This is a genomic window from Actinacidiphila guanduensis (assembly GCF_900103985.1).
Lineage (GTDB): Bacteria > Actinomycetota > Actinomycetes > Streptomycetales > Streptomycetaceae > Actinacidiphila > Actinacidiphila guanduensis.
In genome coordinates, this window is record NZ_FNIE01000023.1 from 43,791 (window position 1) to 70,277 (window position 26,487).

The window sequence follows — 26,487 nt, forward strand, 5'->3', positions numbered from 1 at the left end:
GGAGGCCCGCGGGGGTCCTACAGGTTGGGGACCTGGGAGCCCCGCAGGTCCAGGGCGGCGGTGGGGCGGGCCTGGCGGGCGCGCAGCCACGCGGTGGCCTCGTCGGCGGGCATCGCGGCGGCGACCAGCCAGCCCTGGACGGCGTCGCAGTGCAGGTCCCGCAGCCGCTCCCACGTCTCGTCGTCCTCGACGCCCTCCGCGACGACCAGCAGGCCGAGCGAATGGGCGAGGTCGATGGTGCAGCGGACGATCTCGGCGTCCTCGGCGTCGGCGATCAGCCGGGCGACGAAGGAGCGGTCGATCTTCAGCTCGCTGACCGGCAGCCGCCGCAGGTGCACCAGGGAGGAGTAGCCGGTGCCGAAGTCGTCCAGCGACATCTTCACGCCGTGGCCGGTGAGCCCGTTGAGCGTGTCGGCGGCCCGCTGCGGGTCCTCCAGCAGCACGTGCTCGGTGATCTCCAGTTGCAGGGCGCCGGGCGGCACCTGGTGCCGGGCCAGCCGCGCGGCGACCGCGCCGGCGAACCCGGGGCTGTGCACGTCCCGCGGCGAGATGTTGACCGCGACCGGTGCGAACAGGCCCATCCGCCGCCAGCGGGCGATCTGCGCCAGCGCGGTGTCCAGCACGTATTCGGTAAGGCGCGGCATCAGGCCGGAGGTCTCGGCGATGTGGATGAACTCCTCCGGGCTGACCCGGCCCCGCTCCGGGTGCACCCAGCGGACCAGGGCCTCCAGGCCGGCCACCTCGCCGTCGAAGCGCACCTTGGGCTGGTAGTGGAGCTGGACCTCGCCGGAGTCCAGCGCCCGGCGCAAGTCGCCCAGCAGCCCGAGCCGGTCGGGGGTGTTGGCGTCGCGCCGGGCCTCGTAGACCTCGGCGCCGCTACGGTCCCGCTTGGCCTGGTACATCGCCACGTCGGCCCGGCGCAGCAGCCCCTCGGCGTCGCAGGCGTGCTCGGGGTAGACACTGACGCCGGCGCTCGCCTCCAGCACCAGCGTCATCCCGTCCAGGTCCAGCGGGGAGCCGAGAGCGGCGACCAGGCCGCGGGCCACCCGCTGGGCGCGGGTCACGGAGTCGCAGGCGGGCAGCAGCACCGCGAACTCGTCGCCGCCGAGCCGGGCCGCCTCGGCGCCGCGCGGCAGGGCCAGCCGCAGCCGCTCGGCGATCTGCAGCAGCAGCCGGTCGCCGGCGAGGTGGCCGAGGGTGTCGTTGACCGAGCGGAACTTGTCCAGGTCGATGAGGATCAGCCCGACCTTGGCGTCGTCCTCCTCGCCCGCGGTGTCGATCGCGGCCCAGGCGCGCTCCAGCAGCCACTGGCGGTTGGGCAGGCCGGTGAGCGGGTCGCGCAGCTGCTCCTCGGCGCGGGCGTGGGCGATCCACAGCGTGGAGTCCAGGGCGATCAGCGGCACCGCGAACAGCGGCAGCACGGCCGGCTCGTGGCAGGCGACGACGAGGATCAGCGGCGAGATGCCGAGCAGTGCGACGCCCACCATGCCCTGCCGGGCCAGCGCGATCCGGGCCACGGTGGGCAGCCCGCCGCGGGGGGCGTGGACGGCCCACAGCAGGATGCGGGTGACGGCCAGGTAGGCCAGCGCGGTGACGACGACAGCGGGCAGCGCGGTCCACGACCAGTTGTCGGGCACCCAGGGCCGCTCCACGGAGGGGTGGTGGCCGAACAGGCCGAGCGTCCCGGCGGCGGCGCCGATCCCGAGGATGTCCACGGCGCCGTGCAGCAGCGCCTGCCGCCAGCGGTGCCGGCGGGCGGCGCCGACCAGCACCACCACGGCGAGGCTGACCAGCACGGCGGGCACCCAGCCGGCGAGCATCTGCACCGCAAGCACGAGGGCGGCACCGGAACCGGTACCGCCCCACCATCGGTCGCGCCCCATCGCCACCAAGTGCCCGACCACGATCCCGGTGAGCACCGCCAGCGCCCAGCCGAGGGTGCCGCCGGGGAAGAGCGCGTGTCCGTCGGAGAGCGCGTCGAGCAGACCGAGGACGAGGGCGGCCGCCGCGGCCGGCGGCACCAGCCAGCGCACGACCCGGGCGGGAGGAGCGGGCAGGAGGCGCAGCACCGCGCCGGGCGGCGCGCCCCCGGCGCTCTGCGTGGGTTCCATGCCCGTTCCCTCTCCCAGCGTGGTCGTACGCACAGGTGCGCCGCGCCGGTCGGCCCGGCGATCCCCGCCCGGCCACTGCAATGTTGGTGCCCCGACAGGAGCGCCCCTCAACAGTAGGCCGCGCGGCGCCGCCGCGGGCACCGATCGGCTGCCATTGCCCGAATGCGAACGGGGAGTTCCTCACCGGAACGAGGGATGCGGATATCGGCCGATCGAGTGACATCCTGGGGTAGTTCAGTCCTCCGCGGGCGCAGTTTCCGGTGGATTCACCGAAGCTTCACGCGCCGCTTCGGGGCCCTGCTCCAGCAGCACCGCGAACCCCTCCTCGTCCAGGATCGGCACCTTGAGCTGCACGGCCTTGTCGTACTTGGAGCCGGGGTTGTCGCCGACGACCACGAAGTCGGTCTTCTTCGACACCGAACCGGTCACTTTCGCACCTCGGCTGCCCAGCGCCTCCTTTGCGCCATCCCGGGTATGCCCGGTGAGTGTCCCGGTCACCACGACGGTGAGCCCTTCGAGCGGGCGCGGGCCCTCGTCGCCGCCGGGCTCGGTGAAGGAGACGCCGGCCTCCTGCCACTTGCGGACGATCTCGCGGTGCCAGTCCTCGGTGAACCACTGCACGACGGAGGCGGCGATCGTGGGCCCCACGCCCTCGACGGCGGCGAGCTGCTCCTCCTCGGCGGCCATGATCCGCTCCAGGCTGCGGAACTCGCGGGCCAGCGCGGCCGCGGCGACCGGGCCGACGTGCCGGATCGACAGACCGGTCAGGAACCGGGACAGCGGGCGGTCCTTGGCGGCGGCGATGTTGTCGAGCATGGCCAGCGCGTTCTTCTTCGCCTCGCCCTTCTGGGTGGCGAAGAAGGTGACGGTCTTCTCCTCGCCGGTCTCCGGGTCCCGCTTGGGCAGGCCGCTGTCCTGGTCGAGCACGTAGGAGCGGATGGGCAGCAGGCGGTCGATGTCCAGGCCGAACAGGTCGCCCTCGTCCTTCAGCGGCGGCTCGCCCTCGATCGGCTGGGTGAGCGCGGTGGCCGCCACGTATCCCAGCGCCTCGATGTCCAGCGCGCGGCGGCTTGCGAGGTAGAAGATCCGCTCGCGCAACTGGGCCGGGCAGTAGCGGGCGTTGGGGCACCGCAGGTCGATGTCGCCCTCCTTCATCGGCTGCAGCGCGGTGCCGCACTCGGGGCACTCGGCGGGCATCGCGAACTCGCGCTCACTGCCGTCGCGCAGGTCCGCGACCGGGCCGAGGATCTCGGGGATGACGTCCCCGGCCTTGCGCAGCACCACGGTGTCGCCGATCAGGACGCCCTTCTTCTTGACGACCTCCTGGTTGTGCAGGGTGGCGAACTCGACCTCGGAGCCGGCCACGGTGACCGGCTCGACCACCGCGTACGGGGTGACGCGGCCGGTGCGGCCGACGCCCACCCGGATGTCCACCAGCTTGGTGTTGACCTCCTCCGGGGCGTACTTCCAGGCGATCGCCCAGCGCGGGGCCCGGGAGGTGGAGCCGAGCCGGCCCTGCAGCGGGATCTCGTCCACCTTGACGACGACGCCGTCGATCTCGTGCTCCACGTCGTGCCGGTGCTCGCCGTAGTAGGCGATGAAGTCGGCGACGCCGGCCATGGAGTCGACCACCTTGGCGTGCGTGGTGGTGGGCAGGCCCCACTCGCGCAGCAGCTCGTAGGCGTGCGACTGGCGGTCGATGGCGAAGCCCTCGCGGGCGCCGATGCCGTGCACCACCATCCGCAGCGGGCGCGAGGCGGTGATCCGCGGGTCCTTCTGCCGCAGCGAACCGGCCGCCGCGTTGCGGGGGTTGGCGAACGGCTTGTCGCCGCCCTCGACCAGCTTGGCGTTCAGCTCCTCGAACGCCTCGCCGGGGAAGTACACCTCGCCGCGGATCTCCACCAGCGCGGGCACGCGGTCGCCCGACAGCCGCTCGGGGATGGTGCGGATGGTGCGCACGTTGGGCGTGATGTCCTCGCCCGTGATGCCGTCCCCGCGGGTGGCGGCGCGGGTGAGGCGGCCGTGCTCGTACGTCAGGTTGACCGCGAGGCCGTCCACCTTCAGCTCGCACAGGAAGTGGTACGGGCTGCGCTCGTTGTCCGGCGGGCCGAGTTCGGCGGCGACCCGGTCGGCCCAGGCGGTCAGCTCCTCGTCGGTGAAGGCGTTGTCCAGCGAGAGCAGGCGCTCGCGGTGCCGGACGGAGGTGAACTCCGTCTCGTAGGCACCCGCGACCTTCTGGGTGGGCGAGTCGGGGGTGCGCAGGCCCGGGTGCTCCTCCTCCAGGGCCTCCAGCCGGCGCAGCAGCCGGTCGAACTCCGCGTCGCTGACCACCGGCGCGTCGTTGACGTAGTAGCGGAAGCGGTGCTCCTCGACCTGCTCGGCCAGGCGCGCGTGCTCCTCGCGGGCCTCGGCGGGGATCTCCGCCTGCCCGGCGTCCTGTTCGGCTGCCACGTCCGTGTCCCTCCTTCGTACGGCCTGCGTCCCGGCGGCCCTTGCGGTCACTCCGGGTTGTCGACGAGCGAGCGGGCCGCCTTCGCGCAGTGCACGAGCGCGGCCCGGGCGTAGGCCGGCGAGGCCCCCGCCAGACCGCAGGAGGGGGTGACGGCCACGGAGGTCCCCAGGACCCCCGGTGCCAGCCCCAGCCTGCGCCACAGCTCCCGGACACCACTGACGCTACCGGCTGGGTCCGACAACGGGGCATCCTTGCCGGGCACGACACCGGCGAAGAGCGCGGTGCCGGCCTCGACGGCCTCGGCGACGGGGTCCCAGTCACGCTCGGTGAGCAGGTCGAAGTCGAAGGAGACGCCGGCCGCGCCGGCCCGGCGCAGCAGCGCGAAGGGCACGTCGGGCGCGCAGGAGTGGACGAGGGTGCGGGCGCCCTCGGCGGCTGCCGCCTCGATCAGGTCGCGCAGGGCGCCCTCGGCGACCGCGCGGTCCACGGCCCGGTGGGTGCGGTAGCCGCTGGCGGTGCGGATCCGCCCGCGCAGGACGGCGGTGAGCGAGGGTTCGTCGAGCTGGAGCAGCAGCCTGGCGCCGGGCACGCGGCGGCGGACGTCCCGCAGGTGGGCGGCCAGGCCCTCGGCGAGCGAGGCGGCCAGGTCCCGGCAGGCGCCCGGGTCGCCGAGCGCGGCCTCGCCGTTGTGCAGCTCCACGCCCGCGGCCAGCGTCCACGGCCCGACGGCCTGCACCTTCAGCGGGCCCTCGTAGCCTTGGGTGAACTCCTCCAGGGCGTCCAGGTCCTCGCCCAGCCACGAGACGGACCGCCGGCTGTCCCGCCCCGGCCGGTCGCCGAACCGCCACCCGCTGGGCTCCACCCGGGCGTACAGCTCCACGAGCATCCCGAGCGTCCGCCCGATCATGTCCGCCCCGGCGCCGCGGGCCGGCAGCTCCGGCAGGAAGGGCAGCGGCACCGCCTCGACCGCGACCTTCACCGCCTCGCGTGCGTCGCCCCCGGGCATCGACCCGACTCCGGTCGCCGCGGCGGGCTCCAGCAGGGCCTTGTCGAGATCATCGCTACTCACGCCCGCACCATATCCGCCGCCGGGCGCGGGGGCGGCCACCCGCCGTCGGGGTTCGCCGCCGTTGCCGACTGCCGCGCCGTCCGGGCTGGTCGCGCAGTTCCTCCCCCAGAGCTTCGCCTGGGAGGTACCCCCAGCGCCCCTGGACGAACCTTTCCCTTCGCGCGCAAAGCGAGCCCCGTACGGCCCGGGGGCGCGGGAGGCTGTGGCGGCTAGTGCGCCGGGCGGATGGTGAGGTCGGGGATGTGGGCGTCGCGGGGCAGGTCGAGGGCGGTGAGGACCGCGGTGGCAACCGAGTCGGGCGCGATCCACCGCTGCGGGTCGTACGCCTTGCCCTCCTGCTGGTGGACCTTCTGCTGCATCGGGGTCGCCGTGCGGCCGGGGTACACCGTGGTCACCCGGACGCCGGCGGCGTGCTCCTCGGCGCGCAGCGAGTCGGCGAGCGCCTTCAGGCCGTGCTTGCTGGCCGCGTAGGCGCTCCACTCGGCCGAAGCGCTCAGGCCCGCACCGGAGTTGACGAAGACCACGGTGCCGCGGGAGAGCCGCAACTGGGGCAGCAGCAGGCGGGTCAGCTCGGCGGGGCCCACGAGGTTGACCGCCAGGGTCTCGTTCCAGACCTTCGGCGTGAGGTCGCCGACCGCGCCGAGTTCGACCGTGCCGGCCACGTGCAGCAGGGAGTCCAGCCGGTCCGGCGGGGTCTGGTGGCCGAGCGCCCAGGACAGCCGGGACGGCTCGGCGAGGTCGCCGACGAGGGTGCGGGCGCCGGGGAACTCGGCGGCCAGCGTGCGGGCCCGCCCGGCGTCCCTGGCGAGCAGCCACAGTTCGTCGCCGCGGTCGAGCAGCCGGCGGGCGAGCGCGCTGCCGATGCCGGACCCGGCGCCCGTGACGAGGTGGATCACACGTGCTCCTGGAGGTAGGCCATCGCGTCGGCGCCGTCGTCGGCGAAGTACACGAGTTCGGCGAGCGGCAGCGGGAGGAAGCCGTCGGCGTCCATCCTGCGGAACTGCTCCAGCAGGCCGTCGTAGAACCCGGCGCTGTTGAGCAGGACCACAGGTTTGGCGTGCAGCCCGTGCTTCTTCAGCTCCAGGATCTCGGTGGCCTCGTCCAGCGTGCCCATGCCGCCGACCATGACGACCACCGCGTCGGCCCGGCGCAGCAGTTCGGCCTTGCGGGCGGCCAGGTCCGCGGTGACCACCATCTCGTCGGCGTCCGGGCGGGCCTTGTGGTGCAGGAACTCCACGGAGACCCCGACCAGCCGGCCGCCGGCCGCCCGTACCCCGTCGGCGACGACCTTCATCAGCCCCGCCTCCGAGCCGCCCCACACCAGGGTGTGGCCGCCCTTGCCGAGGAGTTCGGCGAACTCCCGGGCCGGGGCGGTGTAGCGCTCGGGCAGGTCGGCGGCCGACAGGAACACGCAGACGTTCATCGGCCGGGCGGGCGGCGCGGCGGCCGGACCGGTCAGCGGGTCGGTCGCGGCGCCCCGGCCGGGCCCGGCCGGAGCGCTGCCGGCCTCGGTCACCTCGGTCACTTCGATGAGTTCGGTGAGTTCGGTCACTTCGGTCACGGGCTCGCCCACCGGCTCGGGGCCGGCGGCGGACCCGGCCGCCGGGCCGTTGGTGGAGCCGCTCACGCGGTGCGCCGTACGGACGCGGTGGCGCGGTCGGTGGTGGCGATGGTCGCCGAGCCGACCACACGGGTGCCGTCGTAGAGGACGACGGCCTGGCCGGGGGCGACACCGCGCACCGGCTCGGCGAACTCCACCGACAAGGTGCCGTCCGCCAGTTCGGCGGTGACGGGCACGTCCTCGCCGTGGGCGCGCAGCTGCGCGGTGTAGGCCGCCGGGCCCTGCGGCGGGGTGCCGCACCAGCGCGGGCGGATCGCGGTGAGCGCGGTGACCTCCAGCGCCTCGGCCGGGCCCACGGTGACGGTGTTGCGCACCGGCGAGATGTCCAGCACGTAGCGCGGCTTGCCGTCCGCCGCGGGCACGCCCAGCCGCAGCCCCTTGCGCTGGCCGACGGTGAAGCCGTAGGCGCCGGTGTGGGTGCCGACCACGGCGCCGCTCTCGTCCACGATCGGGCCCTCCTGGGCGCCCAGCCGCTTGGCGAGGAAGCCCTGCGTGTCGCCGTCCGCGATGAAGCAGATGTCGTGGCTGTCGGGCTTGCGGGCCACGGCCAGGCCGCGCCGCTCGGCCTCCGCGCGGATCTCGTCCTTGGTGGCGGGGGTGTCGCCGAGCGGGAACATCGCGTGGGCGAGCTGCCGCTCGTCCAGGACGCCGAGCACGTAGCTCTGGTCCTTGGCGGCGTCGCCGGAGCGGTGCAGCTCACGGCGGCCGTCGGGGCCGGTGACGACGGCGGCGTAGTGGCCGGTGCAGACCGCGTCGAAGCCGAGGGCGAGCGCCTTGTCCAGCAGCGCGGCGAACTTGATCTTCTCGTTGCAGCGCAGGCAGGGGTTGGGGGTGCGGCCGGCGGCGTACTCCGCGACGAAGTCGTCCACGACGTCCTCGCGGAAGCGTTCGGCGAGGTCCCACACGTAGAAGGGGATGCCGATGACGTCGGCGGCGCGGGCGGCGTCGCGCGAGTCCTCGACAGTGCAGCAGCCGCGGGCGCCGGTGCGGAAGCTCTGCGGGTTCGCCGACAGGGCGAGGTGTACCCCCGTCACGTCGTGCCCGGCCTCGGCGGCCCGCGCGGCCGCGACCGCGGAGTCCACACCGCCGCTCATCGCCGCCAGCACGCGCAGCCGCTGCCGCGGGGGCTCATTGGGGAAGTCGCTCACCCGTCCAGGGTAACGGCCGCGGGCGGGCGGCCCGCGCGGCATTTCCCGCGGCGCCGGGACACTGCCGTGACGCGGCCGGGACGGTTCAGGAAGACCGGGCGGTCCCCCGGTGTTCGCCCTGTGCGGGTGGACAACCCTTCCCTACCGATGGGTAACCTACGGACATGGCAGACGCACCGGCCCTGGCGGCCATCGGGGACAGCGAGTTCGACCGGGACACCGCGGTGGTGCCGCGGCCCGGCGAGCCCGGCGTGTACGACTGCGCCCTCTCCGGCGGCTGGACGATCATCGCGGCGGTCAACGGCGGCTACTTGCTCGCCCTCGTCGGCCGCGCCCTGCGCGACGCGCTGCCGCACGGCGACCCGCTCACCATCACCGCGCACTACCTCACCCCCTCCCAGGCCGGCCCGGCCGTGGTGCGGACCGAGGCGGTGCGCACCGGGCGCAGCATGTCCACCGGGCAGGCGTCGCTGTACCAGTTCGACGCCGAGGGGCGCGAGGTCGAGCGGATGCGGGTCGTCGCCGCGTACGGCGAGCTGGACGCCCTGCCCGGGGAGGTGCGGACCACCGCGCGGCCGCCGCGGATGCCGGCGTACGAGCAGTGCCTGTCGTCCGCGGACGGGCCCGAGGGCGGCCCGGTCAGCGGCTCCCAGGACTTCCTGGACCGCATCGACCTGCGGCTGGACCCCGCGACCTGCGGCTGGGCGGTCGGCGCGCCCTCCGGCAGGGGCGAGATGCGCGGCTGGTTCGGGCTCGCGGACGGGCGCCCGCACGACGCGCTCTCCCTGCTGCTCGCGGTGGACGCGCTGCCGCCGACCGCGTTCGACCTCGGGCTCAAGGGCTGGACGCCGACGCTCGAACTCACCGTCCACGTCCGCCGCCGCCCCGCCCCGGGGCGCCTGCGGGTCGCCATCACCACCCGCAACCTGGCGGGCGGGCTCCTCGAGGAGGACGCCGAGGTGTGGGACTGCGAGGACCGGCTCGTGGCGCAGTCCCGCCAATTGGCTCGCGCCCCGAGAGGGTGACGGCTCCCCGCCGCAAGGGTTCCTCTACGGTGCCGAGTGCCGCCCGCACATGGCTTGTCGCGCAGTTCCCCGCGCCCCCAAGAACGGCTCCCCGCCGTAGGAGCTTCTCCGCGTCCCCGGCCGCCGGCCGGTCCTGGGCTGGTCGCGCAGTTCCCCGCGCCCCTGAAAAACCTCGCCCTTCGCGCCCAGGGCGAGCACCTCAGGGGCGCGGGGAACTGCTCCCCCAGAGGGGGCACCCCCAGAAGAGACCACCGGCCTCGGGACGGCATCGAACCCCGTGGGGCAGACGGAACCCGAAAGGGGCGCTGGGGGTACCTCCCAGGCGAAGCTCTGGGGGAGGAACTACGCGACCGGCCACGACGGCGCGGCAGGCGGCAACGGTGGCGAACCCCGACGGCGGGACTCCGCCCCCGCCCGCCCGAAAGCGAGGGGCAACCGTGGCGCCGGGAACCCCGGGGGGAGCCGTAGACTCGGGGGATCATGGCCTACCTCGATCACGCCGCCACAACGCCGATGCTCCCAGAGGCCGTGCAGGCGATGACCGCCCAGCTGACCGCCACGGGGAACGCCTCGTCGCTGCACGCCCCCGGGCGGCGGGCGCGCCGCACCGTGGAGGAGTCCCGCGAGGCCCTCGCCGCAGCGCTCGGTGCCCGCCCGAGCGAGGTGGTGTTCACCGGCGGCGGCACCGAGTCGGACAACCTCGCCGTGAAGGGCCTGTTCTGGGCCCGCCGGGCGGAGGACCCGCGCCGGGTGCGGCTGCTGTCCAGCCCGGTGGAGCACCACGCCGTGCTGGACACCGTCTTCTGGCTGGAGGAGCACGAGGGCGCGGTCGTCGAGTGGCTGGAGGTGGACGACCTCGGCCGGGTGCGGCCCGCGACGCTGCGCGCGGCCCTGGAGAAGAACCCCGACGACGTCGCCCTGATCACGGCGATGTGGGCGAACAACGAGGTCGGCACGATCCTCCCGATCGCCGAACTCGCCGAGATCGCCTGCGAGTTCGGCGTGCCCATGCACTCCGACGCCGTCCAGGCGTTCGGCCAGACCCCGGTGGACTTCGCCCGCAGCGGCCTGCACGCGATGACCGTCACCGGGCACAAGGTCGGCGGCCCGTACGGCGTGGGCGCCCTGCTGCTGCGCCGGGAGGACACCCCCGTACCGCTGCTGCACGGCGGCAGCCAGGAGCGCAGCCGCTCGGGCACCCTGGACGTGCCCGCCATCGCCGCCTTCGCCACCGCCGGCGCCCTCGCGGCCCAGCGGCAGGCCGACTTCGCGCACGAGATCGGCGCCCTGCGCGACCGGTTGGTCGCGCAGGTGCTGGCCGCGGTGCCCGACGCGGTGCTCAACGGCGACCCGTCACCCGAGGGGCGCCTGGCGGGCAACGCCCACTTCACCTTCCCCGGCTGCGAGGGCGACGCCCTGCTGCTCCTGCTGGACGCCCAGGGCATCGCCTGCTCCACCGGCTCGGCGTGCACCGCGGGCGTCGCCCAGCCCAGCCATGTGCTGCTCGCCATGGGCCGCTCCCCCGACGACGCCCGCGGCACCCTGCGGTTCTCCCTGGGCCACACCTCGACCCCGCAGGATGTCGCCGACCTCGCCGCGGCCATCGGCCCGGCCGTCAGCCGCGCCCGCGCTGCGGGCCTGACCTGACGGCCTCCCGTAGCCGGAAACGCCCCCGGGGCGCCCCGCACGCGATGTGCGCGGGCGCCCCGGGGGCGTTCTGCCGAGTCCGCCGGTCAGGCCCTGGCGAGGGCCTTGTCGCCGGGGTGCTGGTCCTCCGCGTTCTCCGGGTGGTGGCAGGCCACCTGGTGGCCGGGGGCCAGCTCGACCAGCGGCGGGGGCGTGACCGCGCACATCTCCGTCGCCTTCCAGCAGCGGGTGTGGAAGCGGCAGCCGGGCGGCGGCGCGATCGGCGAGGGGACATCACCGGTGAGCAGGATGCGGCCGCCGGCGCCGATCTGGGCCGGACCGTCGGCGGCGGCCTCCTTCGGCGCGGTGCCGGCGGCCAGCGCCGCCTTCTTCTCCTCGGTCTTGGCCACCGCCTCCTGGCGCCGCTTGGGGTCCGGCACCGGCACCGCGGACAGCAGCGCCCGGGTGTAGGGGTGGAAGGGCGCGGAGTAGAGCGACTCGCGGTCGGCGAGTTCGACCACCTTGCCGAGGTACATCACCGCGATCCGGTCCGAGACGTGCCGGATCACCGACAGGTCGTGGGCGATGATCACGTAGGTCAGGCCCAGCTCGGACTGCAGGTCGTCCAGCAGGTTGACCACCTGCGCCTGGATCGAGACGTCCAGCGCGGAGACCGGCTCGTCGGCGACGACCAGCTTGGGCTTGAGCGCCAGCGCGCGGGCGATGCCGATGCGCTGCCGCTGGCCGCCGGAGAACTCGTGCGGGTAGCGGTTGTAGTGCTCCGGGCTCAGGCCCACCAGCTCCAGCAGCCCCTGGACCTCCTTCTTCACCCCGTTCTCGGTGGCGACCTTCTGCAGCCGGAAGGGCGCGCCGACGATCGTGCCGATCGTGTGGCGGGGGTTCAGCGAGGAGTAGGGGTCCTGGAAGATCATCTGGACGTCGCGGCGCATCGGCCGCATCGCCCCGGTGCTCAGGTGGGTGATGTCGCGGCCCTCGAACTCGATCCGGCCGCCGGTGGGTTCGAGCAGCCGCGTGATGAGCCGGCCCATGGTGGACTTGCCGCAGCCGGACTCGCCGACCACGCCCAGCGTCTCGCCGGCCGCGACCGTGAAGTCCAGCCCGTCCACCGCCTTGACCGCGCCGACCTGGCGGCGCAGCAGCCCCTTGGTGATCGGGAAGTGCTTGACCAGCCCCTCGACCTTCAGCAGCGGCTCGCCCGGCGCCTTGCGCGGCTTGGCCACGGCCGCCTCGGCGGTCGTACCGGGGCCGTCCGGCGTGCTGTCCGGTGCCTTGCCCGCCTGGTCCAGCGAGGTGTTCTCCGCCACGGCTTCGTCCTGGCCCTTCACAGCTTCGGTTCTATCTCTTCGGTCCAGATCCGGGTCCGCTCGTCCTCGGCCAGGTGGCAGGCGACGACGTGGCCGGGGGCCACCTCGCGCAGCTCGGGGACGACCGAATCCGAGGAGCCGCCGGTGAGCGCGGCGTACGGGCAGCGCGGGTGGAAGGCGCAGCCGGACGGCACGTTGATCAGGCTCGGCGGGGTGCCCTTGACCGGGTTGAGGCGCTCGGACCGCTCGCGGTCCAGCCGGGGCATCGAGCCGAGCAGGCCCCAGGTGTAGGGGTGCTGCGGCTGGGTGAACACCTTCTCGGCGGTGCCGCGTTCGATCGCCCGCCCCGCGTACATCACCAGCAGGTCGTCGGCGACCTCGGCGACCACGCCCAGGTCGTGGGTGATCATGATGACCGCGGAGCCGAACTCCTGCTGCAGGTCCCGGATCAGGTCCAGGATCTGCGCCTGCACCGTCACGTCGAGCGCGGTGGTCGGCTCGTCGGCGATGAGCAGTTCGGGGTTGTTCACCAGCGACATGGCGATCATGGCGCGCTGGCGCATACCGCCGGAGAACTGGTGCGGGTAGTCCCGGAACCGCTTGCGCGGCTCGGGGATGCCGACCCGGTCGAGCATCTCGATCGCCCGCTCGGCGGCCTCGCGCCTGGACACCTTGTGGTGCACCCGGTACGCCTCGACGATCTGGCTGCCGACCGTGTAGTACGGGTGCATCGCGGACAGCGGGTCCTGGAAGATCATCGCCATCTTGCTGCCGCGCAGCCGCCGGACCTTGTCCGGGTCGGCCCCGATCAGCTCCTCGCCGTCCAGCCAGACCTCGCCACTGACCTTGGCGCGGGCGCCGCGGTGCAGGCCCATGATGCCCAGCGAGGTGACGGACTTGCCGGAGCCGGACTCGCCGACGATGCCCAGGGTGCGGCCGCGCCGGACGTCGAAGCTGAGGCCGTCCACCGACTTCACGATGCCGTCGTCGGTGTGGAACTGGATCCGCAGGTCCCGCACCGACAGGTAGGCGTCGGCGGCGGCCGGGGCCGCGGCGGCGACCGGCTCGCCGACCGCCCCCCGCTGCTCGGGGACCGGCCCGGCCGCTTCCTTGGCGACCGATACGCCCGGAGTGCTGCTGTTGCCGTCGTCGCTGCTCACGAGTACCTCACGCGGGGGTCGAGGGCGGCGTACACGATGTCGACCAGCAGGTTGCAGACCACGATGAAGAACGCCGCGATCAGCGTGACGCCGAGGATCTTGGGCAGGTCGTTGTCCTGGACGGCGCCGACGGCGTAGTTGCCGATGCCCTGCAGGGAGAAGACCTGTTCGGTCAGGAGGGCGCCGCCGATGAGCAGGCCGAAGTCCAGGCCGAAGATGGTGACGATCGGGGTGAGCGCGGAGCGCAGCCCGTGCTTGAGCACCACCGTCCGCTCGGGCAGGCCCTTGGCGCGGGCGGTGCGGATGTAGTCCTCGCCCATCGTCTCCAGCATGCCGGCCCGGGTCAGCCGGGCGTACAGGGCGGAGTAGAGGAAGGCCAGGCTCACCCAGGGCAGGATCAGGTTCCACGCCCACTGCGCCGGGTCGGCGGTGATGGAGACGTAGTGGACGTTGGTCCACCAGCCCCACTGGTAGCTCAGCAGCGCCAGCAGCAGCTGGCCGGTGAAGAAGATCGGCAGCGAGACGCCGGTGAGCGCCACGCCCATGGAGAGCCGGTCGATGACGCTGCCGCGCTTGAGGGCGGAGACGACGCCGATGGCGACACCGGAGACCACCCACAGCACGGCGGCGCCGATGGCCAGCGAGATGGTCACCGGGATGCGGGACTTCAGCTGCGGCCAGACCTCGACGTGGCTCTTGAAGGAGTAGCCGAAGCAGGGCCGGTGGCAGGTGGCCGCGTCCGGGCCGAACTTGTAGTGGGCGCCGGCGAAGATGCCCTTGATGAAGTGCCAGTACTGCTCGTAGAGCGGCAGGTCGAAGCCGAGGTTCTTCTTGACCGCGGCGATGGACGCGGGGTTGGCGTCCTTGCCGACGTACTGGGTGGCGAGTTGGGTGGTGGTCTGCCCCGCGATCCGGGGCACGAGGAAGAAGATCGCAAAGGTGACTGCGCTGACCACCAGCAGCAGCACTATCGCCGCGATCACGCGTCGGATGATGTACGCAGTCACAACTGTCCGGCATCGGGGCCGCCGGACTCCGGACGATGTCCGGCGGCCCCGGTGCCTTCACCTGCCTTTCGGGATGAACGCGGCGCCGTCGGTTACTTCGACGAGCCGATCAGGGTGTAGTCGTACATGCCCAGGTACGCCTGCGTCACGGTCACGTTGGTGGCCGACTTCGGGCGGTACAGCAGGTTCTTGCGGTACACCAGCGGCACGACGGTCGCGGTCTTGATGACCATCTTGTCGATGTCGCCCCACGCCTTGGTACGGGCCGCGGCGTCGGTGTTGGCGATCGCGTCGGACAGGGCCTTGTTGATGGTCGGGTCGTTCAGCTCCATCAGGTTGTTGCCGCCCGAGGGCTTGATGGCGCTGCCGTCGACGATCTGGTCCAGGAAGCCGTAGCCGGTCGGCCAGTCGGCGCCCCACGCCATCAGCATCAGGCCGAGGTCGTGGCTGTGCACGTAGCTCGGCACGCCGGCGAAGTTCGAGAAGTACTTGCCGGACGGGTAGGTCTTGATCGACAGGTTGATGCCGATCGGCTTGAGCGCCTGCTGGATCGCGGTGGCCGCGGCGACCTCGGTGGGCCGGTCGGTGCGGGCCGTGATGTTCGCCGAGAAGCCGTTCGGCTTGCCGCAGGCGGCCAGCGCGGCCTTCGCCTTGCTGACGTCGCCGGCGTTGCCCTTCGACGGGAACAGGTCGAACTTGCTGTAGCCGTTCACCGACGGCGGCAGCAGCGTGCTGGCCACGTCGCCGTGGACCGCGCCGCCGAGCGCCTGCTGGACCGACGCCTTGTTCACGCCCCACTCCACGGCCTCACGACAGTGGATGTTGTTGAACGGCGCGACGTTGGGGTTGATCGCCATGTACGAGGTGGCGCCCGCGTACGGGTCGTCGCTCTGGTCCGCGTACTGCTTCTGGGTGATCAGCTTCGGCTGCGTCTGCGGCTGCACACCGGTGCCGGCCGCGTCGACCGTGATGTTGTCGGCGAGCAGGTCGTCGTCGACGGTGGTGGCGGCCACCTTGAACTTGATGGTGATCTTGTCCGGCAGCGCCTTGCGGATCGGGTCCGTGGAGGCGACCCACTGCGGGTTGCGCACCAGCGTGGCGCCCTGTCCGTCCTGGTAGGACTGGAACATGTAGGGGCCGGTCGACTGGATGTGGTTGACGTAGCTGGCGCCGGTGTCCTTGGACTGCTCGACCGGAGCGGTCTGCGAGAACGTCGCCAGGTAGTCGAAGTCGGCGAACGGCTTCGCCAGGTGGAAGACGATCGTGTGGTCGTCCGGCGTGGCGATCGACGCGATCCCGTTCGGGTTCTTGTCCGCGTACGGGCCCTTGTACTTGTCACCGCCGGCCAGGTACGCCTTGAAGTACGTCGGGCCGTTGGACAGCGCCTCGGGCGCGAAGTTGCTGCGCTCGATCGCGTACTTGACGTCCTTGGAGGTCACCGGGGTGCCGTCCTGGAACTTGACCCCGCTGCGCAGGGTGTACGTCCAGGTCTTGGCGTCCGGGCTGGCCTTGCCCAGGCCGGTGGCGAGGTCGGGCACGACGGTGAGGCCGTCGTGGCCGGCGGCCGGCTTGAACGTCAGCAGGGTGCGGCTGTAGAGGCGCGAGAAGTTCTGCACCCAGCCGTAGTAGGTGTTGCCCGGGTCCAGGGAGTCCGGAACGTCGGACTCCTCCATGGTCACCGTGCCGCCCTTCTTGGTGGAGGGGTTCACGATGCTGTTCAGGGCCGCGTCCTTGCCGGTCGCGGAGCTGCTGCTGCCGCCGGTGGAACCCGGCTTGGAGCTGCTGCTGTTCTTCGAGTTGCCGTTGCAGGCGGACGCTCCCAGGGCGAGTGCCGTGACGAGCGCCAGCGCCGCTGTCGCTTTTCTGCTGTTCATGCCGAGAACGGCCTCCAGATCGGGTGGAATTGCGGAGCTGAGCCGGCCGCGGTGCGGCGCCGGCCGGCGGGTGTGCGGGAGCGTCGGTACTACTTGCCGCGAGGGTCGAGGGCGTCGCGCAGACCGTCGCCGAGCAGGTTGAAGGCGAGCACCGTGATGAAGATGGCCGCGCCCGGCACGATCATGTACATCGGGTCGATCTGCCAGTAGGTGACCGCGTCGGTGAGCATGTTGCCCCACGAGGCCTGCGGCGGGGCGATGCCGACGCCGAGATAGCTCAGGCCCGCCTCGAAGAGGATGTTCGTCGGGATGAGCAGCGTGGAGTAGACCAGGATCGGCGCCACCAGGTTCGGCAGCAGCTCGCGGAAGAGGATGAACGGGCCGCGCGCGCCGAGGCTGCGCGATGCCTCGACGAACTCCCGTTCTCGCAGGCTGAGCGTCTGGCCGCGGACGATGCGGCCCATGTAGGGCCAGTTGAAGAAGCCGATGACGAAGATCAGCACCGAGATGCGCAGCGGCAGCCCGCTCAGGCCGAAGGCGCCGTCCTGCAGGGCGGCGGAGATGGAGATCGCGAAGAGCAGCAGCGGGAACGCCAGGAAGATGTCCATGATCCGGCTGATCAGGCTGTCCACCCAGCCGCCGTAGTAGCCGGCGACGACGCCGAGCACGGTGCCGATGACGTTGGAGAGCACGGTGGCGCCGGTGGCCACGAGCAGCGACAGCCAGGAGCCCTCGATGATGCGCGAGAGCATGTCGCGGCCGTAGAGCGGGTCGACGCCCAGCGGGTGGGACCAGCTGATGCCGCCCCAGCCGCCCTTGGGGGCCAGCAGTTCGGGGTCGACCAGGTTCTGGTGGAACTTGTCCGGGTCCAGGTCGAAGATCGACTCGATCGGGCGGGCCAGGATCGCCAGCACCACCAGCAGGATGACAACGATGCCACCCGCCACGGCCACCTTGTCGCGTTTGAACCGGCGCCAGGCGATCTGACCGAGGGAGCGGCCCTCGATCATGCTCTGCCCGGCCCCGCTCAGGACGGCCTCGGGCTGGGCCTCGGCCTGCCCCGCGGTGGTCTCTATCGGTGCGGTCATGTGCGACTGACCCCTCTCGCCGGCGGGTGACCGGCGCGCGCCCGCCGCTGTAGCGGCTTGTGCTCCACGTTGCTGCTCGGGTTGCTGCTCACGTTGCTCATGGTGCTCGAAGTGCTCTGAAGGTACTGCAATGCTGCGATTGCCGGGTATGCGACGAACCGCCCGCCGTATCACGCGCGTTGCGGGCGTTGTTCCGATAAACGGTAGGGCCTGTCACAAGACCCGCTCCCCCTGCCGGTGGATTCTTCTGCCCGGCCGCGATCACCCGCCAGACCTGACGGTGAAGGGATGCGCAACTGTGATGTGGTGATTCTTCGTCCGTTACCCGCCCGTACACAGCGGTACGGTCGGGTGGTGGAGACCCGGCTGCGCGCGGTGTGCGACCTGATGATGCCCCAGGCCAGGGAGATGTCCGGCCTGCACGAGTACGACGGGCGAGTACAGGACCTCTCCCCCGGCGGCGTGCGCTCCGCGCTGTCCGCGCTGTCCCGGGCGCGCCGCTCCGGCCGGGCCGACGACCCCCACGACGAGGCGCACCTGCGGGTCTTCGAGAAGGCGCTGCACGTCCAGTTCGGCGATCTGCAACTGCACCGCAGCGACCCGCACCAGCACCTGTCCAACCTGGAACTGGCCTGCTACGACCGGGAGTACGCCTCCCGCCGGGAGCGCGCCGCCGCACGCCGGGCGCACCTGTCCGGCTGGCCGGACGCCGTGGCGGGCGCCCTGGCCTCGCTGGACCAGGTGCGCGCCCCCGTCGCCGAGGCACTGCTCGGCTCCGCCCGCGCGCTGGCCGCGGGCCTCGACCCCGGGGCCGGCCGGGTGGAGGCCGACGCGCTGCGCGCGCACGCCCGCCTGGTCGCCCATCTGGAGCGGTGCGCCCGTGACGGCGACCCCGACCCGAGCATCGGCGGCCGGGCCCTTTCCGCCCTGATGGGCGCGCCGGAGGGGGTACGGGTGGACCTGAGCCGCCTGGCCGAGGACGCCGAGCGCGAACGCGAGCGGCTCACCGAGCTGCTCCATGACGCCTGCCGGGCGCTGGACCCGCGGCGCGGTGTCGCCGAGCTGCTGCCGGACCTGCTCGCGGACCACCCGGGCCCCGACGGCGTCATCGCCGCGGCCGAGCGCCTGGCCGAGGAGGCGATCGCCTTCACCCGCGAACGGGGCCTGGCGCCCCACGTGGACGGCGAGTGCCTGGTCGGACCCGCGCCGCCGTCCCGCCGCTGGGCGATGGCCATGATGTCCTGGGCGGCCCCCGCCGAGGCGGAGTCGCCCTCCTGGTACCACGTCACCCCGCCCGACCCGGACTGGCCGGCCGAGGAGCGCGAGGAATGGCTCGCCGTCTTCAGCCGCACCAGCCTGCCCTCCGTCACGGTGCACGAGGTCGCGCCCGGCCATTTCGCCCACGCCCGCTCCCTGCGCCGGCTCGCGAGCCCCGTCCGCCGCCTGCTGCACAGCCTGTCCTTCGCCGAGGGCTGGGCGCACTACGTCGAGGAGGTCTGCCTGGACGAGGGCTTCCGCTCCGGCGACCCGCGCTTCGCCATCGGCGTCGCCCTGGAGGGCCTCGTCCGCACCACCCGCCTCACCTGCGCGATCGGCCTGCACACCCGCGCCCTGTCCCTCACCGACGCGGCCCACCGCTTCGTCACCGACGCCCACCTCACCCCCGCCGCCGCTGCCGCCGAAGCCCGCCGCGCCACAGTGGACGCCGCCTACGGCCGCTACACCTGGGGCAAACTCGAAATCCTCCGCCTCCGCGACGAAGCCCGCCACACCTGGGGCCCCACCTTCACCCTCCCCCGCTTCCACACCGCCCTCCTCACCCTGGGCAGCCCCCCACTGGGCCTCCTCCGAGCAGCACTTGACACCCCCCACCCCACCCGGGAGCGCTGACCCCAGCCGATCCGACTACCGCACAGCAAGCCGAGCCACTGCCCAAGGGCCCCCCGTACGGGCCCACCCAGCCCACCCGCCCAGCCAGACCACCCCAGCCACCCACCGCGGTGACCGGCCCAGGCCCCCAAGGGGGCGGCGGGGGGAGGGGTTCGAGATGATTCGTATATTTGTGGCGCGGTAAAGAGCCCGACGCATCGTCAGAAGCAGAGCGCGCCGTAAATATGCCTCATCTCGAACCCCTCCCCCCGCCGACCCCGCCCCCCGACACCAGACGCCCGGCCACCCCGGCCACCCCGCCCCCCGACACCCCGGCCGCACCGACCGGAAACCGCCTCACCGCTCGAAGAACGGCCGCCCGAACACCCGCATCCACAGCGCCACCGGGTCATACGGATCCGCCATCGCCACAGTGGAGACGGCAACCCCCTCCGGCACACCCGACACCGTCTGCTGCATCATCAGCCGCACCGACTCCACCGCCTGCGGCACCCCCTCGTACACCTCCACCCCGATCGCCAGATACGGCTCCCCCAGCACCGGCTGCACCCACGCCTGCCGCAACGCCCGCACCGCAGGCGTCCGACGCGCGGCCTGCGCGAGCAGCGCGTGGAACTGCGGCAGCGGCAGCGACGGCTCCCCGATCTGCAGCGGCCCGGCCGGCAGCAGCTCCAGACCCACGGCGATCCGCCGCAGATCCGCCCAGGGAATGCCGACACCCCCGTCGGCGGCGTGCGGATTGAGCCAGAGCCCGGACCGCTCGGGGTAGAGCGCGCGGGCGACCTCGCGCCCGGAGACCACCTCGTGCTCGCGGTTCCAGCCGCTGGCCGCGAGTTCCCGCGGCGAGGTGACGCAGGGCGCGTAGGAGTGCCCGGCGACCTCCATCGCGCCGTACTGCGCGTCGGGCGCCCCCGCCGAGCCGTGCCACAGCAGCATCCACACCTGGCCGTCGGCGAGCGACGCGAGCAGGTTCTCGTATGCGTCGAACCGGCCGGGCGCCACCTGGAGCATCGCCTGCTCCACATGCCCGGCCGCCGCCGCACCGCCTTGCGCGCCCGCGATCACGTGGGACCGCCCCTTTCCCCTGTGTGGTCCTGCCCCTGCACCCGACTCGCACGCCATCAAACCAGGTCGAGCGCGCCGGGTGGAACGCCGTACGACTCAACCGGTTCCGGATGAAGGCGGCATATAGGCCGCCTAAACGGCACCGGTGGGCCGCGTGGTCAGTCCCGCGTGTAGAAGGGCACCACTGTGTCCAGCATCCAGTCGCCGACCGGGTCCTGGGCGACGTCCAGCAGGATCAGGTGGACCTCCCAGGGCAGCGGGGCGGCCCCGAGAGCCCGGCCGAGGGCGTCGAGCGCGGCCGCCCGGTCCTCCTCCTGCCAGCGGTCGAGTTCCACGCCGACGAAGAGCCCGGTCGGCTGGTCCTCCACCGCGGCGAGCGCCCGGCGGGCGGTGAGCACGACGGGGGTGACGGCGAACTCGCCGGCGGCGAGCGCGAGGAAGTCCACCGGTTCGCCCTCGGGGTCCGGCTCCCACAGCCGTACCCGGGCGCCGGAGGGCGCGTCGGCGCCGCGCACCCCGAGGCCGCGCTCGGCGGCCGTGGGCCGGCACAGGTCCGCGACGGCGGCCGGCGGCAGCGGCACGCCGACGGCCCCGCCGGGGTTGACGGCGATGCCCACCATGGGCGGCAGCCCGCGGGCGAACTCGTGCACCGGCGCCACCGTGCAGGCCATGCCGTCGGCGGCCTGCCGGAACTGCTGCTCGGAGCTGAAGACGGGGACGTAAGGAGCGCCGCCCAGCTGGACGGTCGGCAGGTCCAGGTCGGCGGCGCCCGGCCCGCCGCCGTTCGGCAGCGGCACCCACACCACGGACCTGGCGAGCACCTCGATCAGCCGCGGCGTGGCCGAGGGGTTGCCCAGGCTGGCGCTGAGCACCTCCTCCAGCTCGTTCGCCGGCCATATGTACGGTGCCGGATTCTCCATGTCCACCCTTGTCCGCCCATGTGCCACTGTCGTACGCGCCGCGGGAAACCCTAGCCGCTGCCGCCCGCCCGGGCATGCAATGATGAGCGCACAACTTCTATACCGGCCGTTGGAGGCCGCGCGGGAGAGTCCCGGACCGCCCGACCGGCGGACCCGGGCGCCGAAGGAGCAAGCACTCCCTTGAATCTCTCAGGCACCGATACCGCGCGGGCGAGGCAGATCTGAAAAGCGGAGGCGCCGTGCGCGGCCCTCCCACCCAAGGTGCAAGCCGGCACCCGCCGTGTGGCGGGTTCACGGTGAACCTCTCAGGTTCCGATGACAGATGGGGAGGGCCGGGCAGCCGCCCGGCCGCGGCCCGCCACACCTGGGAGTGTCCACACCGATGAGCGAACCCCGCAGGACCGCGCTCGACGCGCTGCACCGCGCCCTCGGCGCGACCATGACCGACTTCGCGGGCTGGGACATGCCGCTGCGCTACGCCAGCGAGCGCGAGGAGCACCAGGCCGTACGCACCCGGGCGGGCCTGTTCGACCTGTCCCACATGGGCGAGATCACCGTCACCGGCCCGCAGGCCGGCGCCGCCCTGGACCACGCGCTGGTCGGCCACCTGTCCGCCCTCGCGGTCGGCCGGGCCCGCTACACGATGATCTGCGCGCCCGACGGCGGCATCCTGGACGACCTGATCGTCTACCGCCTCGCCGAGCAGGAGTACCTGGTCGTCGCGAACGCCTCCAACGCCCAGACCGTGCTGGACGCGCTCGCGCTGCGGGCCGCCGGCTTCGACGCGAAGGTCCGCGACGACCGGGAGGCGTACGCGCTGCTGGCCGTCCAGGGCCCGCAGGCGCCCGGCATCCTGGCCTCGCTCACCGACGCCGACCTCGACGGCCTGAAGTACTACGCCGGGCTGCCCGGCACCGTGGCCGGGGTGCCGGCGCTGATCGCCCGCACCGGCTACACCGGCGAGGACGGCTTCGAGCTGTTCGTGGCGCCCGCAGACGCCGAGCCGCTGTGGCGGGCGATCACCGAGGCGGGCCGCCCGGCCGGCCTGGTCCCCTGCGGCCTGTCCTGCCGGGACACGCTCCGCCTGGAGGCGGGCATGCCGCTGTACGGGCATGAGCTGACCGCGGCGGTCACCCCCTTCGACGCCGGGCTCGGCCGGGTGGTGAAGTTCGACAAGCCGGGCGACTTCGTGGGCCGCGAGGCCCTGACCGCGGCCGCCGCCCGGGCCGAGCAGACCCCGCCGCGCACCCTGGTGGGCCTGGTCGCCGAGGGCCGCCGGGTGCCGCGGGCCGGGTACCAGGTCACCGACGCGGCCGGCGCGGTCATCGGCGAGGTGACCTCGGGGGCGCCCTCGCCGACCCTCGGCGTGCCGATCGCGATGGCGTACGTGGACGCGGCCCACGCCGAGCCGGGCACGCCCGGGGTGGCCGTGGACATCCGCGGCTCGCGCGAGCCGCACCGGGTCGTGGCGCTGCCGTTCTACCGCCGCGAGCGCTGACGGCCCCCCCGCCGCCACGCCCCCTCGACTGCGGCGGCCGCCACCGGGCCGCCGCCCGACCGCGCGCGTACGTGTGCCGTGCGCCGCACCACCTCGACGTATCCGGGAGAATCCAGCCATGAGCATCAACCCTGAGCAGCTGCGCTACAGCAAGGAACACGAGTGGGTCTCGGCCCCGGCCGACGGGGTGGCCACGGTGGGCATCACCTCGCACGCCGCCGACGCGCTCGGCGACGTCGTCTTCGTCCAGCTCCCCGAGGTCGGCGCGACCGTCACGGCGGGCGAGACCTGCGGGGAGCTGGAGTCCACCAAGTCGGTGAGCGACCTGTACTCGCCGGTGTCCGGCGAGGTGACCGAGACCAACCAGGACGTGGTCGACGACCCGTCGCTGGTGAACTCCGCGCCCTTCGAGGGCGGCTGGCTGTTCCGGGTGCGGGTGACCGACGAGGCCGCGGACCTGCTCTCGGCCGCCGAGTACGACGTCTTCATCGAGGGCTGAGGGCCGCCATGTCGCTGCTGAACCAGTCGCTGCACGAGTTCGACCCGGACGTGGCCGAGGCGGTGGACGCCGAGCTGCGCCGCCAGCAGTCCACGCTGGAGATGATCGCCTCGGAGAACTTCGCGCCGGCCGCGGTCCTCCAGGCGCAGGGCTCGGTGCTGACCAACAAGTACGCCGAGGGCTACCCCGGGCGGCGCTACTACGGCGGCTGCGAGTACGTGGACGTCATCGAGCAGCTGGCGATCGACCGGGTCAAGGAGCTGTTCGGCGCGCAGGCGGCCAACGTCCAGCCGCACTCGGGCGCGCAGGCCAACGCGGCCGCGATGTTCGCCCTGCTCAAGCCCGGTGACACGATCCTCGGCCTGGACCTGGCGCACGGCGGCCACCTGACCCACGGCATGAAGATCAACTTCTCCGGCAAGCTCTACAAGGTGGCGCCCTACCACGTGGACGCGGCCACCGGCCTGGTGGACATGGCCGAGGTCGAGGCGCTGGCCAAGGAGCACCGGCCGCAGCTGATCGTGGCGGGCTGGTCGGCGTACCCGCGGCAGCTGGACTTCGCGGAGTTCCGCCGGATCGCCGACGAGGTCGGCGCGTATCTGATGGTGGACATGGCGCACTTCGCCGGCCTGGTCGCGGCCGGGCTGCACCCCTCGCCGGTGCCGTACGCGCACGTGGTCACCACCACGACCCACAAGACGCTCGGCGGGCCGCGCGGCGGGGTGATCCTGTCCACGGCGGAGCTGGCGAAGAAGATCAACTCCGCGGTCTTCCCGGGCCAGCAGGGCGGGCCGCTGGAGCACGTCATCGCCGCGAAGGCGGTGGCCTTCAAGGCGGCGGCGACCGACGAGTTCCGCGACCGGCAGGCCCGTACGCTGGAGGGCGCCCAGTTGCTCGCCGAGCGGCTGTCGGCGCCGGACCTGGCGCAGGCGGGCATCTCGGTGCTCTCCGGCGGCACGGACGTGCACCTGGTCCTGGTGGACCTGCGCGACTCCGCGCTCGACGGCCAGCAGGCCGAGGACCGGCTGCACGAGGTCGGCATCACCGTCAACCGCAACGCGGTGCCGAACGACCCGCGGCCGCCGATGGTCACCTCCGGGCTGCGGATCGGCACTCCCGCGCTGGCCACGCGGGGCTTCGGCGAGGACGACTTCCGGGAGGTGGCCGACATCATCGCGGCCGTCCTGACCGCGTCGCCGTCCTTCCCCGAGGAGGAGCGGGCGCCGCTGCGCGCACGGGTCACCGCGCTCGCCGACCGCTACCCGCTGTACGCGTAGCCGGGCCCCACCTCAGGGCCGCCTCGGGGCCGCCCTGAGGTGGGGCTCCGGGGACCTCCCCGGGCCCGGCCCCCACCCCGCCCGTTCCGGGCACGCACTGCTTGGAGAACTCCCGTGGCCGTATCCGTCTTCGACCTGTTCTCGATCGGGATAGGCCCGTCCAGCTCGCACACCGTGGGCCCGATGCGGGCGGCCGGCATCTTCGTCCACCGGCTGAAGAACGAGGGCCTGCTCGCGCACACCGCGCGGGTGCGGGCCGAACTGTTCGGCTCGCTCGGCGCGACCGGGCACGGGCACGGCACCCCGAAGGCGGTGGTGCTGGGCCTGGCCGGCCACGCGCCGCGGACGGTGGACGTCGAGCACGCCGACGAGGAGGTCGCGGCCGTGCGGGAGCGGGGCCGGCTGAGCCTGATGGGCGCGCACGAGATCGCCTTCGACGCCGACACCGACCTGGTGCTGCACCGGCGGCGCTCGCTGCCGTACCACGCGAACGGGATGACGCTGGCCGCCTTCGACGCTGCCGGCGCGGTGCTGCTGGAGAAGACGTACTACTCGGTGGGCGGCGGCTTCGTGGTGGACGAGGACGCGGTCGGCCAGGATCGGATCAAGCTGGACGACACGGTGCTGCGGCACCCCTTCCGCACCGGCGACGAACTGCTGCGGCTGGCGCGGGAGACGGGCCTTTCCATCTCGGCGCTGATGATGGAGAACGAGCGGGCCTGGCGTACCGAGGCGGAGATCCGGGCGGGCCTGCTGGAGATCTGGCGGGTGATGCGGGAGTGCGTGGAGCGGGGCATGTCCCGTGAGGGCATCCTGCCGGGCGGTCTGAAGGTGCGGCGGCGGGCGGCCCAGTCGGCGCGGCAGTTGCGGGCGGAGGGCGACCCGGCGACGCGCGCGATGGAGTGGGTGACGCTGTACGCGATGGCGGTCAACGAGGAGAACGCCGCCGGCGGCCGCGTGGTGACCGCGCCCACGAACGGCGCGGCCGGGATCATCCCCGCGGTGCTGTACTACTACCTGAACTTCGTCTGCTCCCCCGCCGCCCCGGCCGCCGAGCAGGAGGAGGCGGTGGTGCGCTTCCTGCTGGCGGCGGGCGCGATCGGCATGCTGTTCAAGGAGAACGCGTCGATCTCGGGCGCGGAGGTGGGCTGCCAGGGCGAGGTGGGCTCGGCGTGCTCCATGGCCGCGGGCGGGCTGGCCGAGGTCCTGGGCGGCTCCCCCGAACAGGTGGAGAACGCGGCGGAGATCGGCATGGAGCACAACCTGGGCCTCACCTGCGACCCCGTCGGCGGCCTGGTCCAGATCCCCTGCATCGAACGCAACGGCATGGCCGCCGTCAAGGCCGTCACAGCGGCCCGCATGGCCATGCGCGGCGACGGCCGCCACCACGTCTCGCTGGACAAGGTCATCAAGACGATGAAGCAGACGGGCGCGGACATGAAGGTCAAGTACAAGGAGACCGCCCGCGGCGGCCTCGCGGTGAACGTCATCGAATGCTGACCCGATAGCCCCTGACCTGGGGTTTCGCGTCTTTCAGCTCTGTCGGAGCCTTCCGCCTTCGTACGGTGGAAAGTCCCTCGGAAGTCCCTCCGACAGAGCTGAAAGTCCCTGAAAAGTCCCTGGGATTCGAGGCTGCGCAGGGGCCTCGACCAGGGGGTACTCAGTGCTTCATTCAACAGCGGGGACGGTCGCCAAGCCGAGGCAGGGCAGGGCTTCCTCACACCTTGCGGCGCCGGGAGCTGCAGCACGGTAGTTCACAAGCACGACCGACGGATCATGAGTCGCCCGGAGACCGTGCCGGAGGATGACGGGAAGTCCTCTCGAGTCCCGTC

At 73.0% G+C, this 26,487-nt stretch carries 20 protein-coding genes and 2 riboswitches; of the genes, 7 read left to right on the top strand and 13 right to left on the bottom strand.

Going from position 1 to position 26,487, the window contains the following annotated elements:
* Positions 1 to 17: 17 nt before the first annotated feature.
* The 6 genes from BLR33_RS32140 to mnmA form a co-directional block, all read right to left on the bottom strand.
* Positions 18 to 2,111: a putative bifunctional diguanylate cyclase/phosphodiesterase gene (locus tag BLR33_RS32140; protein ID WP_093788202.1), complete on the bottom strand. Its 2,094-nt coding sequence runs from the start codon at positions 2,109 to 2,111 to the stop codon at positions 18 to 20.
* 234 nt (positions 2,112 to 2,345) lie between these two features.
* Entirely contained in the window at positions 2,346 to 4,562 is a 2,217-nt protein-coding gene (ligA, locus tag BLR33_RS32145; RefSeq protein WP_093788204.1) for an NAD-dependent DNA ligase LigA, read from the bottom strand.
* Positions 4,563 to 4,609: 47 nt separating this feature from the next.
* On the bottom strand, positions 4,610 to 5,569 hold the full coding sequence (locus tag BLR33_RS32150; protein ID WP_093788260.1) for a methionine synthase: 960 nt from the start codon (positions 5,567 to 5,569) through the stop codon (positions 4,610 to 4,612).
* A 272-nt stretch (positions 5,570 to 5,841) separates the two neighbouring features.
* Positions 5,842 to 6,528, bottom strand: a complete 687-nt coding sequence (locus tag BLR33_RS32155; RefSeq protein ID WP_093788206.1) for an SDR family oxidoreductase — start codon at positions 6,526 to 6,528, stop codon at positions 5,842 to 5,844.
* Positions 6,525 to 7,055: an LOG family protein gene (locus tag BLR33_RS32160; protein ID WP_093788262.1), complete on the bottom strand. Its 531-nt coding sequence runs from the start codon at positions 7,053 to 7,055 to the stop codon at positions 6,525 to 6,527. Before BLR33_RS32160 ends, BLR33_RS32155 begins: the two co-directional genes overlap by 4 nt.
* Positions 7,056 to 7,255: 200 nt before the next feature.
* Positions 7,256 to 8,443, bottom strand: a complete 1,188-nt coding sequence (mnmA, locus tag BLR33_RS32165) for a tRNA 2-thiouridine(34) synthase MnmA (protein ID WP_093788208.1) — start codon at positions 8,441 to 8,443, stop codon at positions 7,256 to 7,258.
* Positions 8,444 to 8,565: 122 nt separating this feature from the next.
* Between mnmA and BLR33_RS32170 the strand changes: the two genes are divergently transcribed.
* Positions 8,566 to 9,426 carry a thioesterase family protein gene (locus tag BLR33_RS32170; protein WP_093788210.1) on the top strand — a complete coding sequence of 287 codons (861 nt, stop codon included), beginning with the start codon at positions 8,566 to 8,568 and terminating at the stop codon, positions 9,424 to 9,426.
* A gap of 480 nt (positions 9,427 to 9,906) precedes the next feature.
* Entirely contained in the window at positions 9,907 to 11,073 is a 1,167-nt protein-coding gene (locus BLR33_RS32175) for a cysteine desulfurase family protein (RefSeq protein WP_093788212.1), read from the top strand.
* Between the two features lie 86 nt (positions 11,074 to 11,159).
* On the opposite strand, the gene BLR33_RS32180 is transcribed toward BLR33_RS32175, so the two are convergent.
* The 5 genes from BLR33_RS32180 to BLR33_RS32200 all read right to left on the bottom strand — a co-directional run bounded on the left by BLR33_RS32180 (position 11,160) and on the right by BLR33_RS32200 (position 17,506).
* Positions 11,160 to 12,359: an ABC transporter ATP-binding protein gene (locus BLR33_RS32180; protein ID WP_176930708.1), complete on the bottom strand. Its 1,200-nt coding sequence runs from the start codon at positions 12,357 to 12,359 to the stop codon at positions 11,160 to 11,162.
* Positions 12,360 to 12,394: 35 nt separating this feature from the next.
* The gene (locus tag BLR33_RS32185; RefSeq protein ID WP_093788214.1) at positions 12,395 to 13,537 is read right to left on the bottom strand and encodes an ABC transporter ATP-binding protein; all 1,143 of its coding nucleotides are present in this window, start codon (positions 13,535 to 13,537) and stop codon (positions 12,395 to 12,397) included.
* Complete coding sequence (locus BLR33_RS32190) at positions 13,534 to 14,544, bottom strand: ABC transporter permease (RefSeq protein ID WP_093788216.1); 1,011 nt, start codon at positions 14,542 to 14,544, stop codon at positions 13,534 to 13,536. Before BLR33_RS32190 ends, BLR33_RS32185 begins: the two co-directional genes overlap by 4 nt.
* Positions 14,545 to 14,636: 92 nt before the next feature.
* Complete coding sequence (locus BLR33_RS32195) at positions 14,637 to 16,418, bottom strand: ABC transporter substrate-binding protein (protein ID WP_093788218.1); 1,782 nt, start codon at positions 16,416 to 16,418, stop codon at positions 14,637 to 14,639.
* An 89-nt stretch (positions 16,419 to 16,507) separates the two neighbouring features.
* Positions 16,508 to 17,506 carry an ABC transporter permease gene (locus BLR33_RS32200; protein WP_093788220.1) on the bottom strand — a complete coding sequence of 333 codons (999 nt, stop codon included), beginning with the start codon at positions 17,504 to 17,506 and terminating at the stop codon, positions 16,508 to 16,510.
* 354 nt (positions 17,507 to 17,860) lie between these two features.
* Here BLR33_RS32200 and BLR33_RS32205 point away from each other — a divergent pair, with 354 nt between their 5' ends.
* Entirely contained in the window at positions 17,861 to 19,396 is a 1,536-nt protein-coding gene (locus BLR33_RS32205; protein ID WP_093788266.1) for a DUF885 family protein, read from the top strand.
* A 336-nt stretch (positions 19,397 to 19,732) separates the two neighbouring features.
* On the opposite strand, the gene BLR33_RS32210 is transcribed toward BLR33_RS32205, so the two are convergent.
* Positions 19,733 to 20,407: an enhanced serine sensitivity protein SseB C-terminal domain-containing protein gene (locus tag BLR33_RS32210; RefSeq protein ID WP_245771814.1), complete on the bottom strand. Its 675-nt coding sequence runs from the start codon at positions 20,405 to 20,407 to the stop codon at positions 19,733 to 19,735.
* A 212-nt stretch (positions 20,408 to 20,619) separates the two neighbouring features.
* Positions 20,620 to 21,381 carry an enhanced serine sensitivity protein SseB gene (locus tag BLR33_RS32215; RefSeq protein WP_093788224.1) on the bottom strand — a complete coding sequence of 254 codons (762 nt, stop codon included), beginning with the start codon at positions 21,379 to 21,381 and terminating at the stop codon, positions 20,620 to 20,622.
* 111 nt (positions 21,382 to 21,492) lie between these two features.
* Positions 21,493 to 21,596, top strand: a riboswitch (glycine riboswitch).
* Positions 21,597 to 21,713: riboswitch (glycine riboswitch) on the top strand.
* Between the two features lie 50 nt (positions 21,714 to 21,763).
* On the opposite strand from BLR33_RS32215, the gene gcvT reads away from it, so the two are divergent.
* From gcvT to BLR33_RS32235, 4 genes are all read left to right on the top strand, one after another.
* Positions 21,764 to 22,879: a glycine cleavage system aminomethyltransferase GcvT gene (gcvT, locus tag BLR33_RS32220; RefSeq protein ID WP_093788226.1), complete on the top strand. Its 1,116-nt coding sequence runs from the start codon at positions 21,764 to 21,766 to the stop codon at positions 22,877 to 22,879.
* A 118-nt stretch (positions 22,880 to 22,997) separates the two neighbouring features.
* Complete coding sequence (gene gcvH / locus BLR33_RS32225) at positions 22,998 to 23,378, top strand: glycine cleavage system protein GcvH (protein WP_093788228.1); 381 nt, start codon at positions 22,998 to 23,000, stop codon at positions 23,376 to 23,378.
* An 8-nt stretch (positions 23,379 to 23,386) separates the two neighbouring features.
* Positions 23,387 to 24,655: a serine hydroxymethyltransferase gene (gene glyA, locus BLR33_RS32230; RefSeq protein ID WP_093788230.1), complete on the top strand. Its 1,269-nt coding sequence runs from the start codon at positions 23,387 to 23,389 to the stop codon at positions 24,653 to 24,655.
* 114 nt (positions 24,656 to 24,769) lie between these two features.
* Positions 24,770 to 26,155, top strand: coding sequence for an L-serine ammonia-lyase (locus BLR33_RS32235; protein ID WP_093788232.1), 1,386 nt, complete (start codon positions 24,770 to 24,772; stop codon positions 26,153 to 26,155).
* Positions 26,156 to 26,487 lie beyond the last annotated feature (332 nt).